Genomic DNA, 15,977 nt, shown 5'->3' on the forward strand with positions numbered 1-15,977 from the left:
CGATGCTGATGCGAGCGAAGGATTCCACCCTGCTGGTGATCGACCTGCAGGAGCGACTGCTGCCGGCCATCGACGGCGGCGCGGCGGTGGTCGAGCAGGCCGCCTGGCTGGTGCAGGTGGCCCAGCACCTGCAGGTGCCGGTGATCGCCACCGAGCAATATCCCAAGGGCCTCGGCGCGACCGAGGCGGGCCTGCGTGCGCTGCTGCCGCGCGAGGGGCTGCGCGAGAAGATTCATTTTTCGGCCACCGCCGGCGCCGGGCTGTTCGATCTGCCGGGCGGCGAGCGCCGGCAGTTCATCGTCTGTGGGACGGAAACCCATGTCTGCGTGCTGCAGACGGTGCTCGGTCTGCTGGCGGCCGGGCGCGAGGTATTCGTGGTGGACGAGGCCGTCGGCTCCCGCCGGCCGCGCGACAAGGCCCTGGGCCTGGCGCGGATGGAGCGCGCGGGGGCGGTGATCGTCTCGCGTGAGATGGTCGCCTTCGAGTGGCTGGAGCGGGCCTGTACCGAGCTGTTTCGCGAGATCAGCCGCGGTTTTATTCGCTGATTCGTAGCCCGGATGCAATCCGGGAATCTCTGCTAGCGCTGCCCCGGATTGCGTCCGGGCTACGGGCTGGCCTGCTCCGGCACGGGTTGGTAGTGGCCAGCCTGCAGGTCGTCGAAATACTTCTGGTAGCGGCCGTCGTCGCGAAACTGCTGCAGTCGTGCGTCGAAGCGTTCGCGTAGCGTTTCACTCTGCATCAGGCGTTTGGGCAGCATCAGATAGCTGAGGTTGACCAGCAGCGGCTTGGGGTGATGGGTGATGCGCTCGGCGTCCTCCCTGGAAAACTCGTTGCGCAGCGCGGCGTAGCCGACGTTGAGCTCCTGCGGATAGAGCACCACGCGCTCCTTGAGCAGTTTTTCGAAGTTCTGCCGGTCGCTGGAGACGCGCTCGATGCGCACTTTTCCCTTGGCGAGAAAGGCATCGAACGCCGGACCATAGCTGTATTCCAGGCCGCCGCCGAGGGTCATGCCGCTGAGATCATCGAAGTGCCGCCAGTCGAAGGGCTGCGTTTTCAGGTGGAAGAACACGAACTGCTCGTTGAGCAACGGAGCGCTGAAGAGAAAGTCTGCCTCACGCTCGGCCTTGTGCATCCACACCGCCGTGGCGTCGTAACGGCCGGCGGCCGCTTCGGCGTAGGCGCGTGGCCAGGGCAGGAAGGTGAACTCGACGCGATAACCCTCCTCGGCCAGCAGGTCGCTGATCAGATGAGCCACCGGTCCCTGGTGTTCGACCCTGGCGGACAGATAGGGCGGCCATTCCCCGGCGCTGATACGTAGCAAAGGTGCCTCGACGGCCTCGAGAGGGCCGCAGCAGAGCAGGCTAAACAGCACGATCAGCAGGCCTTGGCGCATCTGTAGTCCTCGACAGCTCGGGCAACAGGATGATGGCACTTTAATCGGTTCGCCCTGTTGATCCCAGTCATGCTCGCGCATGCGAGGCAGTGGAATGATTCAAGCCTGGCGCCTGGCTTCGCTGCGTGCTGGCGCGTCGTTTTGCCAGGTGGTGCCCCCAGGTGCTGCAGACGGCTTCGGGCAAACATGCCTATGCTTGGGACAAGAAGTCGGTGGCAAGCCGCGAATCGAATGCCCGTGCTCGGGCATTCCGGTGATGGAGTCTCGTTTTGCACAAAGCGCTGCAGTACTGCCTGCTCTGGGCGTTGGCCGCTGCCTGTCATGGCGCGCAGCCGACGCTGACCTTCTGCCATGAGGATCAGAACTCCTTCCCCTGGGTGATGACCGACGGCACCGGTCTGAACCTGGAGCTGCTCGGCCTGGTGCAGCAGGCCCTTGAACTGCAGCTGACCTACGTCGCGGTGCCCTGGAAACGCTGCCTGTCAGGGCTCGAGCAGGGCCTCTATGACGGCGCCTTCGCCGCCAGCTTCAAGCCCGAACGCCTGCAGATGGGCCATTACCCCGTCGATGCCGAGGGCCATCCGGACGTCCTCCGGCGTTTGCACACTTCGCGCTACAGCCTGTACCGCCGCGCCGGCAGCGCGGTGTCCTGGGACGGTCAGCGTTTCAGTCAACTGAGTGGGCGGGTCGGCTCGCTCAGCGGTTTTTCCATCCGCGACCTGTTGTTGGCTCACGGGCTGGAGGTGGACGAGTCCAGCCGCGACCCGCTGGCCTTGCTGCAGATGCTGGTGCATGGGCGAGTCGAGGCGGTCGCCTTGCAGACCATGCGTGGTGATTTCTTCCTGAAGGCCAACCCGCAGCTCTCCGTGCGGGTGGAGAAGCTGGCGCAGCCGCTGGAGGAAAAACCCTATTACCTGATGCTGTCCAAGGGCTTGCTGGCGCGCGATGCCGATCTGGCCGAGCGGATCTGGAACGAGGTGCAGCACCAGCGCGAATCGGCGACCTATCAGGCCCGGGTGACGGCCTATCTGGCGCAGCCCGGCCCTTGAGGAAAATTCGCCCGGGCTATTCCCGCACGGCCTCGGTATCGCTAGGCTCCGCTCCTTCTTACCTGCATCCGACTGGGTGAATCGCGCATGACCCTCGCTGCCTGGCTGACCATCGGCCTGTTCGTTTTCACCTATCTGGGCATGGCCGCCGGCGGCATTCGCGGCCTGCGCATCGATCGCAGCTGGATCGCCTGCTTCGCCGCGGTGCTGCTGCTGGTCAGCGGTGCGCTGAGCATGCAGGACGCCGCGCATCACCTCGACCCCGGCGCGCTGTTGCTGCTGCTGGCGTTGATGCTGATCTCCGCGCAGTTCGATTTCTCCGGCGTCTACGCCTGGCTCAACCGCTACCTGACCGAGCATGCCGAACGTCCGGCGGTGCTGCTGCTGGGTGTGGTGCTGCTAGGTGGTTTGCTCTCGGCGGTGCTGGTCAACGATATCGTCGCCTTCGCCCTGACCCCGCTGCTGTGCCGCAGCCTGCACCTGCGCGGGCTGGAGCCGCGGCCGTTTCTGCTGGCGCTGGCATTGTCGTGCAATGCCGGCTCGGCGGCGAGCCTGATCGGCAACCCGCAGAACATCCTTATCGGCCAGGCTGGCGGGCTGGATTTCTGGGGCTATGTCGCCGTCGCCGGGCCGCCCGCATTGGCGGCCATGGCCATCGTCTATGCGGTGATCTGGCTGCAGTGGCGACATCGCTGGGGCGAGGCCAGGCCCTTGATTGCCGGCGAGACGGCGGTGGAGCTTATCCACGGTGCGCGCAGCTACATCAAACCGCTGCTGGCCAGCCTGGCGCTGCTGGCGCTGTTCGCCACGGCCTTGCCGCGCGAGCTGTCGGCGCTGCTGATCGCGGTGCTGGTGATGGTGTCGCGACGGGTGGACAGCCGCGACTACGTGAGCAAGGTGGACTGGAACCTGCTGCTGCTGTTCGTCGGCCTGTTCCTGGTCAGCGGCGCCGCGCTGCAGTTGCCGCAGCTGGCGCAGGGCGCCGCCTGGCTGGCCGAGCATGGGCTGTTGCCGCAGGGCGTGATATCGCTGGCGACCTCGTCGCTGGTGGCGGGCAATCTGATCGGCAACGTGCCCTTCGTGGTGTTGCTGCTGGGGCTGATGCCGGAGCTGTCGCATGCGGTGCTGATCGGCCTGGCGCTGATGTCGACCCTGGCCGGCAACCTGTTGCTGATCGGTAGCGTGGTCAACCTGATCGTCGCCGAAGGGGCGAAGCGCCAGGGCGTGCGTATCGGTTTCGTCGACTATGCGCGCAGCGGCGTGCCGGTGACGCTGCTGAGCATGACCCTGGCCGGGCTCTGGCTGGCGTTGGGTGGCTGGCTGCCCTGGTAGCTCGGTCGCTGCGCGCGGCGCACCTGGACAAACCTGTAGGGTGCGCCATGCGCGCCAATGGTTCTCCGGCCGCTTGGTCTAGCACCAATGCCTTTGCCGCCAGGCGGCGCGCGCCTGCGCATCCTTGAAGGTCCAGGCCACCAGGCGGCTCTGCTTCTGCCCCTGGGACATGCCGAGGATGCGTACCTCGGCGGCGCCGGCCTTGGCCAGCCAGCCCTGCAGTAGCTCGACGTTGCTGCCCTTGGACACCAGGCTGCTGAACCACAAGACCTGCCCGGCCACCTGCGCGCTCTCGCTGGCCATGCGCTTGAGAAAGGCGGCCTCGCCACCCGGACACCAGAGCTCGGCCGCCTGACCACCGAAGTTGAGCACCGGCAGCTTGCGCCTGGGATCGAGTTTGCCGAGGTTGCGCCACTTGCGCGTGCTGCCACGGGTGGCTTCGTCGGCGCTGGCATGGAAGGGCGGGTTGCACAGGGTCAGGTCGATACGTTCGTCCGTCTGCAGCAGACCGAGGAAGATGTGCTCGGCATTGGCCTGCTGGCGCAGCTCGATGCCGCCGACCAGCTGCGGGTTGGCCGCGACGATGGCGCGCGCCGAGGCCAGCGCTGCCGGCGCGATATCGGCGCCAATGAAGTGCCATCCGTATTCGCAATGGCCGATCAGCGGGTAGATACAGTTGGCACCGACGCCGATATCCAGCGCGCGGATGCCGGCGCCGCGGGGTATCTGTCCGTCGTTGTCAGTGGCCAGCAGGTCGGCGAGGTTGTGCAGGTAGTCGGCGCGGCCGGGGATCGGCGGGCACAGGTAGCCCTCGGGAATGTCCCAATGGCGGATGCCGTAGTACTGCGCCAGCAGCGCGCGATTGAACACCTTGACCGCCGCCGGATTGGCGAAGTCGATGCTCGGCTTGCCGTAGGGATTGCTGATGACGAAATCGCCCAGTTCGGGGCTGGCCTTGATCAGCGCGGGAAAGTCGTAGCGGCCCTGGTGACGATTGCGTGGATGCAGCTCGCCCTTGGCCGGTGCGGTTTTCACGGCGGCGGGGGCAGGTTTGCGCGGGCGTTTCGGCGGCTGGGGCATGAACGGGCATCGGCGAGTCGGGCGCGGGATTTTCCCATAGTCGGGCAGGGGGCGCACTGCATTCGGGATACGAAGCCGGTGCGCGTGGCGCACCCTACGTTTGCGGCCGCTGCGATCCGTAGGGTGCGCCGTGCGCACCACAGTACCTCAGAGCGGAAAGATCAGCGGCACCAGCAGCACGCTGACCAGCATCACCAGCAGGGTGAAGGGCACGCCGATGCGCACGAAGTCGCCGAAGCGATACTGGCCGGGGCCGAGCACCAGGGTGTTCACCGGCGAGGAGATCGGCGTCATGAAGGCAGCCGAGGCGGCCAGCGCCACGGTCATGGCGAAAGGCAGCGGTGAGGCGCCCAGCGCCTGCGCCGTGGCGATGGCTACCGGGGCCATCAGTACCGCCGTGGCGGTGTTGGAGATGAACAGGCCGATCACCGCGGTGAGGGCGAACAGGCTGGCGAGTATCAAGCGCGGCCCGGCATCGCCCAGGCCACCGACCAGCCCTTGCACGGCCAGCTCGACGCCACCGGTCTGCTGCAGCGCCTGGGCGAAGGGCAGCATGCCGACGATAAGGATCAGCGTCGGCCAGTGAATGGCGCGGTAGGCGCTGTCCAGGTCGATGCAGCGAAATGCGCCCAGCAGCAGACAGGCGATCAGCGCGGCCTGCACGTTGGGCACCAGCCCGCTGACCATCAGCCCCACCATCACCGCCAGACTGAGCAGGGCGTAGGGCGCCTTGCGCGCGGCCGGTGCCACCTCGGCCACTTCCGCCGGCAGGCTGAGCACCAGAAAATCGCGGCTCAGCCCCTGCAGGCGATGGATGTCGCGCCAGGCGCCGGCCACCAGCAGGGTGTCGGAGGCCTTGAGCTTTTCGTCCACCAGCACGCCTTCCAGCGCCTGCCCCTGGCGGCGCAGGCCGACCACGTTGAGCTTGTGCCGCGAGCGAAAGCCCAGTTCCTGAATGGTCTTGCCGGGCAGTTGCGATTCCGGCGGCAGCGCCACCTCGGCCAGGCCCAGCTCATGGGCGTGCAGGCTGAAGTACGAGTGCGCCAGCGGCATGGGCTCCAGCCCCAGCGCCTGGTAGCTGCCGAGCAGACCGATGGCGGGGCTGGCGATGTCCACCAGCAGCACGTCGCCCGGCTCCAGCTGGGTGTTGCCGCTGGCCATCAGCAGCAGGGTGCGCAGGCGCTGGCGGCGCTCGACGGCGATGACGTTGATGCCGTGATCGCGACGCAGCTGCAACTCGTTGAGCACCTGATTGGCCAGGGGCGAGTCGGCGCGCACCTGCAGGCGTCGCTCGCGCTCGTTCAGGCGATAGCGCTCGGCCAGGTCGGCCAGGGTCAGGCGCGGCGGCTCGGCAGCGTCACCGGCGCCCTTGCGCACCAGCCAGCGCCGCGCCAGCAGCATGTAGCCGATACCCAGCCCAAGGATGGCCAGGCCGATGGGGGTGAAGGCGAAGAAGCCGAAGCCGTCCAGGCCGGCACGGCGCAACTCGGCGTGCACCACCAGGTTCGGTGGGGTGGCCACCAGGGTCAGCATGCCGCTGATCAGCCCGGCGAAGGCCAGTGGCATCATCAGCCGCGCCGGGGCGATGCGCAGGCGCGCAGCCACGCCGAGCACCACCGGGATGAAGATCGCCACCACGCCGGTGGAGCTCATAACCGAACCCAGGCCGGCCACCGCCAGCATCAGCAGGATCAGCAGGCGCGTCTCGCTGCTGCCGGCCTTCGCCACCAGCCAGTCGCCCAGACGGTAGGCGATGCCGGTGCGCACCAGGCCATCGCCGATGACGAACAGCGCGGCAATCAGGATGACGTTGGCATCGCTGAAGCCAGCCAGGGTCTGTTGCAGGTCGAGCACGCCGGTCAGCGGCAGGGCGACCAGCACCAGCAGGGCGACCACGTCCATGCGTGGCCTGCCGATGACGAAGAGGGTGACGGCGCCGGCCAGCAGGCCGAGCACCCAGAGCAGATCAGGATTCATCGCAGTTCCCATGACGTATGGGCGCGATTATTTCAGGGATAACCCAGCGTGGTCTTGATCTGCTGCAGGTTGGCGGCGATCCAGCGCTTGTCGATCGGCCCCCAGTCGTGAATCCGGTAGTGGCCGGCGTTGTTGCGCTCGCCCCGGTTCTGCTCGAACTGGCAGTCGATGTCCAGCTCGGACAGGGCGGCCAGGGTGTCCTGCGCGGTGCGCCGAGGCATGCCGGTGGCTTCCATCAGCGCGGGTACGCTGACGGCCTGGCCGCTGTCGATCAACCAGGCCACGTAGAGCCGACGGTAGAAGCTGGTGCGAGTCTTGCTGGTCTGCATGGCGACTTCCTGTACCTGTTGGTGCGCCGCCGGTCAGGCGGCGAACAGCAGCATGTAGGTGGCGGCGCCGGCCAGGTAGCCGATGAAGGCCAGGCCGGTGATCTTCTTCAGGTACCAGATGAAGTTGATCTTCTCCATGCCCATGGCCGCCACGCCGGCGGCCGAGCCGATGATCAGGCAGCTGCCGCCGGTGCCGGCGCAGTAGGCGAGCATTTCCCAGAAGTTGCCGTTGACCACGAAATTGCGCAGCCAGGGCAGTTCGTCTGCGGCGGCAGTGGCCAGCGCCTCGGGGCTGATCAGCGGGTACATCTTCATGGCGCCGGCGACCATCGGCACGTTGTCCACCACGGCCGAGAGCATGCCGATGGAAATGGCGATGCTGTAGACGTTGCCCAGGCTGTCCTTGAGCAGCGTCGCCACCTGGATCAGGTGTCCGGCGCTGGACAGCGCGGAAACGGCGAGCAGGATGCCGAGGAAGAACAGCACGCTGGTGATGTCGATGCGGCGCAGCACGCCGACCACCGACAGCGGATCCTTTTCTTCGCTGTTCTTGCTGCGGTGGATGATCTCGGTGGTGATCCACAGCAGGCTGAGGCCGAAGAGGATGCCCATGTACGGCGGCAGATGGGTGATGGTCTTGAAGATCGGCACGAAGATCAGCGCACCCAGGCCGAGGCCGAACACCAGGTTGCGTTCGAACGGAGTGGTGGGGTCACGGCGACTCTCGGCGCTTTCCTTGATGCGCGGTTCGGCCACTTCGCCCTTGAGGCGAAAGCTCATGATCAGCAGCGGCACCAGCAGGCAGACCAGGCTGGGGATGATCAGCTTGACCACGATGCCGGTGGCGGTGACCTGATTGCCGATCCACAGCATGGTGGTGGTCACGTCGCCAATCGGCGACCAGGCGCCGCCGGCGTTGGCGGCGATGACCACGATGCCGGCGTAGAACCAGCGTTCGTGCATGTCGGCGATCAGCTTGCGCAGCAGCGAGATCATCACGATGGTGGTGGCCAGGTTGTCCAGCGCCGCGGACAGGAAGAAGGTGATCAGCCCCACCAGCCACAGCAGGTGCACGCGCTTGTGGGTGCGAATGCGGTCGGTGATGACCTTGAAGCCTTCATGGGCGTCGATCAGCTCGACGATGGTCATGGCGCCCATGAGGAAGAACAGGATTTCGGAAATCTCGCCGAGGTGATGGCGCAACTCCTCGACCACATGATGGGTATTGGTGCTGGCCCCGGCAGTGCCGGTGCCGAGCAGCGGCAGGATGCTGTCGGCGCCGAGAACCAGCAGGGTCCAGGCGATCACGGCCGTGAGCAGGGCGGAGGCTGCCTTGTCGATCTTTAACGGGTGCTCCAGTGCAATGCACAGGTAGCCGAGGACAAAGACGAGTGCCATCAACGCATACATGATCAGGGTTCCGTTTTTTTATAAGAGTGGAAAGCCCCGGCTTAAGGGCTCCGGGGAGGCCGCAGAAGATGCCTGAAAAGTTCGGCAATTGGGAGTGGGCAGCGCTGAAAACGCTGCCTTGTAAGGGGCGGGCGCTACTTTTTTGGCGAAATTCTGTAAGTGCGCCAGGCCGCATCAGCCGCGGCGCTGGGCTCGGAGCGCCGCCGGTTGATGACGACGGGCGCTCAGCTCTCCTGGCGCCTGGGCGGCAGCACGTAGGCCAGGGCGATGGCCAGCACCGGCATGATCAGGTTGAAGAAGCAGTACGGCAGGTAGCTCAGGGTGGCCACGCCGAGGGTGGCGGCCATGTAGGCGCCGCAGGTGTTCCAGGGCACCAGCACCGAAGTCAGGGTGCCGCCGTCCTCCAGGGCGCGCGACAGGCTGGTCGGCGCCAGGCTGCGCTTCTCGTATTCGGCGCGGTACATGCGTCCCGGCAGCACCAGGGCGATGTACTGGTCGGCGGTGATGACATTGGTGCCGATGCTGGTGGTGATGGTGCTGGCGACCAGGCCGCTGTCGCTGCGTACCAGGCGCAGCGCGCTCTGCAGCAGGCGTTGCAGCAGGCCGAGGCGCTCCAGCACGCCGCCGAAGCACATGGCGCAGATGATCAGCCAGACGGTGGTGAGCATGCTGCCCATGCCGCCCTTGGACAGCAGGCCGTCCAGCTCGGCGTTGCCGCTGGCCGACTCGTAGCCGGCGAACAGCGCGCTCCAGACGGTTTTCAGCGGTGCCAGGACGCCGGCCGCCGGATCGGCCAGGCGGCCCATCACCTCCGGCTGGAACACCAGGGCGAACACCGCGCCGAGCAGCGCGGCGAGAAACACCGCCGGAAAGGCCGCCCACTGGCGCATGGCGAGAAACAGCAGGAAGGCCACCGGCAGCAGAAGGTGCCAGCCCAGGCGGAACTGCGCCTCCAGCGCCACCAGCACCTCGGCGATACGCCCGGTGTCGTGACTGGCGCCGGCCTGCTGGCCGAGCACGAAGAAGATCACCAGGGCGATCAGCAGCGCCGGCGTGGTGGTACGCAGCATGTTGCGGATATGCGCGAATAGATCGGCGCCAGCGGCGGCCGGGGCCAGGTTGGTGGTGTCCGACAGGGGTGAGAGCTTGTCGCCGAAGTAGGCGCCGGAAATGATCGCCCCGGCGGTGATCGCCGGATCCAGACCCAGGCCTGCCGCCACGCCCATCAGGCCGATGCCGAGGGTGCCGGCCACCGTCCAGGAACTGCCGATGGACAGCGCGGTGAGGGCGCAGATCAGGCAGCTGGTGACGTAGAAGTACTCGGCGCTGATCAGTTTCAGGCCCAGCCAGATCATGGTCGGCACGGTGCCGGCGAGAATCCAGGTGCCGATCAGGGCGCCGACCGCCAGCAGGATCAGGTTGGCCTTCATCGCCATATGGATGCCGGCGAGTATGCCTTCCTCGATCTCGGCCCAGCGCAGGCCGTTCTTCAGCCCGACCAGGCCGGCGACGAAGGCGGCGCTCATCAGCGCGATCTGGTTCGGGCCACTGGAGGAGCCGTCGCCGAACAGGTAGACGGAAAGGCCGAGCAGCACGACGAGCACGCCAATGGGTAGCAGCGCATCGAGCAGGGAAGGGGAGCGGGTGGTCATGGGGATACCGGAAAATCAGATGAACCGTGGGAGGGGCTTCAGCCGCGACTTGGCGGTTGAAGCGCGCGGCTGAAGCCACGCCCACAAAAAACAAAACCCGCGCCGGTCAGGGCGCGGGTCTTCCGCTGGTGCGCGGTGGTCAGAGCGCAGCGATCTTGCCGCGCTGCTCCACCAGCTTGCTCAGCGCCTGCTCGGCCTCGGCCAGCTTGGCGCGTTCCTTGTCCAGCACTTCGGCAGGCGCCTTGGCAACGAAGCCTTCGTTGGCCAGCTTGCCGCCGACGCGCTGCACTTCGCCCTGCAGGCGGGTGATTTCCTTGTCCAGGCGCGCCAGCTCGGCGTCCTTGTCGATCAGCCCGGCCATCGGCACCAGCACCTGCATCTCGCCGACCAGGGCGGTGGCGGACATCGGCGCTTCCTCGCCAGCGGCCAGCACACGGACCGATTCGAACTTGGCCAGCTTGTTCAGCAGCGGCTCGAAGTCGGCCAGGCGGCGCAGATCGGCGTCGTTGGCGTTGGCGACGATGATGTCGATGCGCTTGGCCATGGAGATCTTCATCTCGCCACGGATCTGCCGTACGCCGAGCATCAGTTGCTTGACCCACTCGATATCCGCTTCGGCGGCGGCGTCGATGCGCTCCTCGGCGGCCACCGGCCAGGGCTGCAGCATCAGGGTCGCGCCGTCCTTGCCGGCCAGCGCCTTGATGCGCTGCCAGATCTCCTCGGTGATGAAGGGCATGAACGGATGGGCCAGGCGCAGGATCACTTCCAGCACCCGTACCAGGGTGCGGCGGGTGCCGCGCTGGCGCTCGGCGGAGGCGGTTTCGTCCCACAGCACCGGCTTGACCAGCTCCAGGTACCAGGCGCAGTACTCGTCCCAGACGAACTCGTACAGGGCCTGGGTGGCGAGGTCGAAGCGGAAGGCATCGAGGTGGCGGGTGACGTCCTGCTCGCAGCGCTGCAGGGCAGAGATGATCCAGCGGTCGACGGCGGACAGCTCGACAGCCTCGCCACCGGCGCCGCAGTCCTTGCCTTCGGTGTTCTCCAGAACGAAGTTGGTAGCGTTCCACAGCTTGTTGCAGAAGTTGCGGTAGCCCTCGACACGGCCCAAGTCGAACTTCACGTCGCGGCCGGTGGTGGCCAGCGAGCAGAAGGTGAAGCGCAGGGCGTCGGTGCCGTAGCTGGCGATGCCTTCGGGGAACTCGGCGCGGGTCTGCTTGGCGATCTTCTCGGCCAGCTTGGGCTGCATCATGCCACTGGTGCGTTTTTCCAGCAGCTCGTCGAGGGTGATGCCGTCGACGATGTCCAGCGGGTCGAGCACGTTGCCCTTGGACTTGGACATCTTCTGCCCCTGGCCGTCGCGCACCAGGCCGTGTACGTAGACGGTCTTGAACGGAATCTGCCCGGTCAGGTGGGTCGACAGCATGATCATCCGCGCGACCCAGAAGAAGATGATGTCGAAGCCGGTGACCAGCACGTCGGTCGGGTGGAAGGTCTTGAGGAAATCGGTCTGCTCGGGCCAGCCAAGGGTGGAGAAGGTCCACAGGCCAGAGCTGAACCAGGTGTCCAGCACGTCTTCGTCCTGGCGCAGGGCGACGCCTTCGAGGTTGTGCTTGGCGCGTACTTCCGCTTCGTCACGGCCGACGTAGACGTTGCCGGCCTCGTCGTACCAGGCCGGGATGCGGTGGCCCCACCACAGCTGACGGCTGATGCACCAGTCCTGAATGTCGCGCATCCAGCTGAAGTACATGTTCTCGTACTGCTTGGGCACGAACTGGATCTCGCCACTCTCGACCACGGCGATGGCTTTTTCGGCCAGCGGCTTGGTGGAGACGTACCATTGGTCGGTCAGCCACGGCTCGATCACGGTGCCGGAACGGTCGCCCTTCGGCACTTTCAGCGCGTGGTCTTCGATCTTCTCCAGCAGGCCCGCGGCTTCGAAGGCAGCGACGATGCGCTTGCGCGCCTCGAAGCGGTCGAGGCCGGCGTATTCGGCCGGCAGGCTGCCGTCGACCTCGGCGTTGACGCTGCCGTCGAGGTTGAACACCTGGGCCGTGGCCAGCACGGCGGCGTCCTTGTCGAAGATGTTGATCAGCGGCAGGTTGTGGCGCTTGCCCACTTCGTAGTCGTTGAAGTCATGCGCCGGGGTGATCTTCACGCAGCCGGTGCCGAACTCGGGGTCGCAGTAGTCGTCGGCGATGATCGGGATGCGACGGCCCACCAGCGGCAGTTCGACGTAGCTGCCGATCAGCGCCTTGTAGCGCTCGTCTTCCGGGTGCACGGCCACGGCGCTGTCGCCGAGCATGGTTTCCGGGCGGGTGGTGGCGACGATCAGGTAGTCCTTCCCGTCGGCGGTCTTCTTGCCATCGGCCAGCGGGTAGCGCAGGTTCCACAGCGAGCCTTTCTCGTCGTGGTTTTCCACTTCCAGGTCGGAGATGGCGGTGTGGAACTTGGTGTCCCAGTTGACCAGGCGCTTGCCGCGGTAGATCAGGCCGTCTTCATGCAAACGGACGAAAGCTTCCTTGACCGCTTCGGACAGGCCGTCGTCCATGGTGAAGCGCTCGCGCGACCAGTCCACCGAGCTGCCCAGGCGGCGGATCTGCCGGGTGATGGTGCCTCCAGACTGATTCTTCCATTCCCAGACCTTCTCCAGGAATTTCTCGCGGCCCAGGTCGTGACGACCGATACCCTGCGCGGCCAGCTGGCGCTCCACCACCATCTGCGTGGCGATACCGGCGTGATCGGTGCCCGGTTGCCACAGGGTGTTGCGGCCCTGCATGCGGCGGAAGCGGATCAGCGCATCCATGATCGCGTTGTTGAAGCCGTGACCCATGTGCAGGCTGCCGGTGACGTTCGGCGGCGGGATCATGATGGTGTACGGCTCACCGCTACCTTGTGGGGCGAAGTAGTTGTTCTGCTCCCAGGTCTGGTACCAGTTGGATTCGATGGCGTGCGGCTGGTAGGTCTTGTCCATGCGCGGCGGGACCCTTGTGACGGCTGATCGGAAAAGCCGGCAAGTATACCGCGTCTACGGGCCAAGCCATAAGTCTCGCGCTGTAGGGCGGCTGAAACCGCCATCTTTGGCATGGCGGATGCGGTCGTAGGGTGCGCCGTGCGCACCAGCTATTGCCCGTGTAGCTGTCAGGGCTTGCGTGGCGGCAACAGGCGCGGCAGGCGCGCTTCCAGGCGGCGCTTGAGCTCGGCCTCGATCTGCGGCACGAAGTCGTCGATCACGTCCTGCAGGATCAGTTGCGCGGCTGCGCGCAACTCGCCATTGAGGTGCTGCAGGTCGCGCGCGCTGTCGTGCAGGCGCGGCTCGATGCGCTCGCGCAGCGGGCTTGCGGCTGGCGCAGTGGCGGCTGCCGGTGCGGTTGGTTTGGGCGGCTGAGTGGTGTGGAAGGGCGGCGGTGGGCCGGGCGGCGCGCTGACGATATCGGACAACACCGGAATGCTGTCCGGGTCGAGCGACTCGATCAGCAGTGGCGGTTCGCTGGTGTTATCGCCCAGCAGCTCGCGAATCGACTCCAGGTCGTGCAGCAGTTGAGCAGGTTTTTGCGGAGGCTTGGGAGTGTCCATGGCGGTCGGTGCAGCGGGCAAGGGGCAGTAGCCTGAAATTGTGAGCGCCGACGGCCACTAAAGTTCGACGCGCTGCGGATCATACCCGCGCTGGCGGTAGGTGCGGAAATTCTCGCGACAGGCGCTCAGCAGCTCGGGCTGCTGGTTGACGATCTCGATGATGCGGGAAAAACGCTCGACATGCGGCGACAGGCTGCTGCCGAGGTTGATCAGCACGCCCTGGTCGGCGCTAGGTACTTCGTCGATACCCAGCACCACGGGCGACAGCGGAGCGTCCTGATGCAGGTCGTGGGGCACGAAGCGTTCGGCCTTGAAGCTCCACAGCATCTCGTCGAGCTCGGCGCATTGCGTCTCGTCGCTGCCCCGGACGAACACCGGCAGGCCGGCTCCCCAGGCCTTGAGCGCCAATTGGCAGGCGGCGCGCAGGCGGCCGTCGGCGTCGCTGGAAGAGAGGACGTAGAACTCGATTCTGGGCATCAGGGGCTTCGATGATAAAAGGCGAATGGCGGTGTATCGGATTGCGTAGGAGCTGATTCATCCGCGATTTCATCGCGAATTATCGCGGCTGAAGCCGCTCCTACACGAGCATGGCCCGGATGCGGGATCAGGCCTTGGCGCGATCCAGCAGGTACTGGGTCAGCAGCGGTACCGGACGACCGGTGCCACCCTTGTCCTTGCCGCCGCTGATCCACGCGGTACCGGCGATATCCAGGTGCGCCCAGTGGAAGTTCTTGGCAAAACGCGACAGGAAGCAACCCGCGGTGATGGTACCGGCCTTCGGTCCGCCGATATTGGCGATGTCGGCGAAGGGGCTGTCCAGCTGCTCCTGATACTCGTCGTGCAGCGGCAGTTGCCAGGCGCGGTCGTCGGCGGTTTCGCCTGCCTTGAGGATCTGTTTGATCAGCGTGTCGTTGTTGCCCATCAGACCGGAGACGTTGCTGCCCAGGGCGACGATGCAGGCGCCGGTGAGAGTGGCCACGTCGATCACCGCCTGCGGCTTGAAGCGCTCGGCGTAGGTCAGGGTGTCGCACAGCACCAGGCGGCCTTCGGCGTCGGTGTTGAGAATCTCCACGGTCTGCCCGCTCATGGTGGTGACGATGTCGCCAGGGCGGGTGGCGCGGCCGCTGGGCATGTTCTCGGCGCAGGCCAGCAGGCACACCAGGTTGATCGGCAGCTGCAGCTCGAGCACGGCCTTGAGGGTGCCGAATACACTGGCAGCGCCGCACATGTCGTACTTCATCTCGTCCATGTTGGCGGCCGGCTTGATGCTGATGCCGCCGGTGTCGAAGGTGATGCCCTTGCCGACCAGGGCGAAGGGTTTGTCGTCCTTCTTGCCGCCCTGGTAGTGCATGACGATCATCCGCGGCGGCTGCTCGCTGCCCTGAGCTACGGCGAGGAAGGCGCCGGCGCCGAGCTCCTTGAGCTTCTTCTCGTCGAGAATTTCCACCTTGAGGTTCTTGTGCACCTTGCCCAGGGCCTTGGCCTCTTCGGCCAGGTAGCTGGGGTGGCAGAGGTTTGGCGGCAGGTTGCCCAGGTCCTTGGTGAAGGCGACGCCCGTGGCGATGGCGCGGGCATGCTGCAGGGCGCGCTCGGCATCGGCCTGCTCGGCCTTGTCGACGACCAGGGTGATCTTCTTCAGCGCGCGCGGGTCGGCCTTCTGGCTCTTGAACTGCTCGAACAGGTAGGTGCCGTCGGCCAGGGTTTCTGCGATCAGGCGGGTCTTGCCGTAGGTGTCACGGCCCTTGACCTTGAGTTCGTCCAGGGCGAGCAGGGCATCGCTGCCGCCCAGGCCCTTGAGTACGCCATGCACGCTGGCAACCAACTTGCGCAGTTGGCGGTCCGATAGTTCGCCCTTGCCGCAACCCACCAGCAGCACGCGTTCGGCCTTGAGTCCCGGCAGGCTGTGCAGCAGCAGGGTCTGGCCCGGTTTGCCGGCGATATCGCCACGCTTGAGCACGGCCGTTAGTGCGCCGTTGCTGGCCTGGTCCACGGCCTTGGCCGCGATGCCGAGCTTGCGGCCCTCGCCGATGGCGACCACCAGGGTGGCGGTTTTCAGGGTTTCCGGGCGTGTGCTTTTGACGAGGAATTCCATATGAGCTGTCCCCAAGACAAAGAGTCGGGTTTGACGGATAATGGCCGCCATTTTTCGAGGGTCCACCCTAGGGTGGGCCGGCAAGTAGGT

The 15,977-nt window shown here is 66.1% G+C and carries 13 protein-coding genes; 3 read left to right on the forward strand and 10 right to left on the reverse strand.

Annotation, left to right across the window (positions count from 1 at the left end; genetic code table 11):
• Positions 1–2: 2 nt before the first annotated feature.
• A complete protein-coding gene (locus BLS61_RS14305; RefSeq protein WP_090431927.1) occupies positions 3–545 on the forward strand; it encodes an isochorismatase family protein in 543 nt (180 codons plus the stop codon).
• A 59-nt stretch (positions 546–604) separates the two neighbouring features.
• Here the strand turns inward: BLS61_RS14305 and BLS61_RS14310 are convergent, their stop codons facing one another.
• Positions 605–1,393 (reverse strand): substrate-binding periplasmic protein, encoded by a 789-nt coding sequence (locus BLS61_RS14310; RefSeq protein ID WP_090431928.1) that lies wholly within the window; start codon positions 1,391–1,393, stop codon positions 605–607.
• 269 nt (positions 1,394–1,662) lie between these two features.
• Here BLS61_RS14310 and BLS61_RS14315 point away from each other — a divergent pair, with 269 nt between their 5' ends.
• Together BLS61_RS14315 and BLS61_RS14320 are read left to right on the forward strand one after the other, a co-directional pair.
• Positions 1,663–2,442: a substrate-binding periplasmic protein gene (locus tag BLS61_RS14315; protein WP_090431929.1), complete on the forward strand. Its 780-nt coding sequence runs from the start codon at positions 1,663–1,665 to the stop codon at positions 2,440–2,442.
• Between the two features lie 87 nt (positions 2,443–2,529).
• A complete protein-coding gene (locus BLS61_RS14320) occupies positions 2,530–3,774 on the forward strand; it encodes an SLC13 family permease (protein WP_090431930.1) in 1,245 nt (414 codons plus the stop codon).
• 78 nt (positions 3,775–3,852) lie between these two features.
• On the opposite strand, the gene rlmF is transcribed toward BLS61_RS14320, so the two are convergent.
• From rlmF to BLS61_RS14365, 9 genes are all read right to left on the reverse strand, one after another.
• On the reverse strand, positions 3,853–4,854 hold the full coding sequence (gene rlmF / locus BLS61_RS14325; RefSeq protein WP_090431931.1) for a 23S rRNA (adenine(1618)-N(6))-methyltransferase RlmF: 1,002 nt from the start codon (positions 4,852–4,854) through the stop codon (positions 3,853–3,855).
• A gap of 147 nt (positions 4,855–5,001) precedes the next feature.
• Positions 5,002–6,831: an SLC13 family permease gene (locus tag BLS61_RS14330; RefSeq protein WP_090431932.1), complete on the reverse strand. Its 1,830-nt coding sequence runs from the start codon at positions 6,829–6,831 to the stop codon at positions 5,002–5,004.
• A 32-nt stretch (positions 6,832–6,863) separates the two neighbouring features.
• Complete coding sequence (locus BLS61_RS14335) at positions 6,864–7,160, reverse strand: winged helix-turn-helix domain-containing protein (RefSeq protein WP_090431933.1); 297 nt, start codon at positions 7,158–7,160, stop codon at positions 6,864–6,866.
• Between the two features lie 33 nt (positions 7,161–7,193).
• Positions 7,194–8,570 carry a sodium:proton antiporter NhaD gene (nhaD, locus tag BLS61_RS14340; RefSeq protein WP_090431934.1) on the reverse strand — a complete coding sequence of 459 codons (1,377 nt, stop codon included), beginning with the start codon at positions 8,568–8,570 and terminating at the stop codon, positions 7,194–7,196.
• A 224-nt stretch (positions 8,571–8,794) separates the two neighbouring features.
• Positions 8,795–10,222 (reverse strand): Na+/H+ antiporter NhaC, encoded by a 1,428-nt coding sequence (gene nhaC / locus BLS61_RS14345; protein ID WP_090431935.1) that lies wholly within the window; start codon positions 10,220–10,222, stop codon positions 8,795–8,797.
• Between the two features lie 139 nt (positions 10,223–10,361).
• Entirely contained in the window at positions 10,362–13,193 is a 2,832-nt protein-coding gene (locus BLS61_RS14350; RefSeq protein WP_090431937.1) for a valine--tRNA ligase, read from the reverse strand.
• A 167-nt stretch (positions 13,194–13,360) separates the two neighbouring features.
• Entirely contained in the window at positions 13,361–13,795 is a 435-nt protein-coding gene (locus tag BLS61_RS14355; protein ID WP_090431939.1) for a DNA polymerase III subunit chi, read from the reverse strand.
• A gap of 57 nt (positions 13,796–13,852) precedes the next feature.
• Positions 13,853–14,272: a DNA polymerase III subunit chi gene (locus BLS61_RS14360; RefSeq protein WP_090431941.1), complete on the reverse strand. Its 420-nt coding sequence runs from the start codon at positions 14,270–14,272 to the stop codon at positions 13,853–13,855.
• Between the two features lie 127 nt (positions 14,273–14,399).
• A complete protein-coding gene (locus BLS61_RS14365; protein ID WP_090431945.1) occupies positions 14,400–15,887 on the reverse strand; it encodes a leucyl aminopeptidase in 1,488 nt (495 codons plus the stop codon).
• Positions 15,888–15,977: the final 90 nt, after the last annotated feature.

The organism is Ectopseudomonas guguanensis (assembly GCF_900104265.1).
GTDB classification, from domain to species: domain Bacteria; phylum Pseudomonadota; class Gammaproteobacteria; order Pseudomonadales; family Pseudomonadaceae; genus Aquipseudomonas; species Aquipseudomonas guguanensis.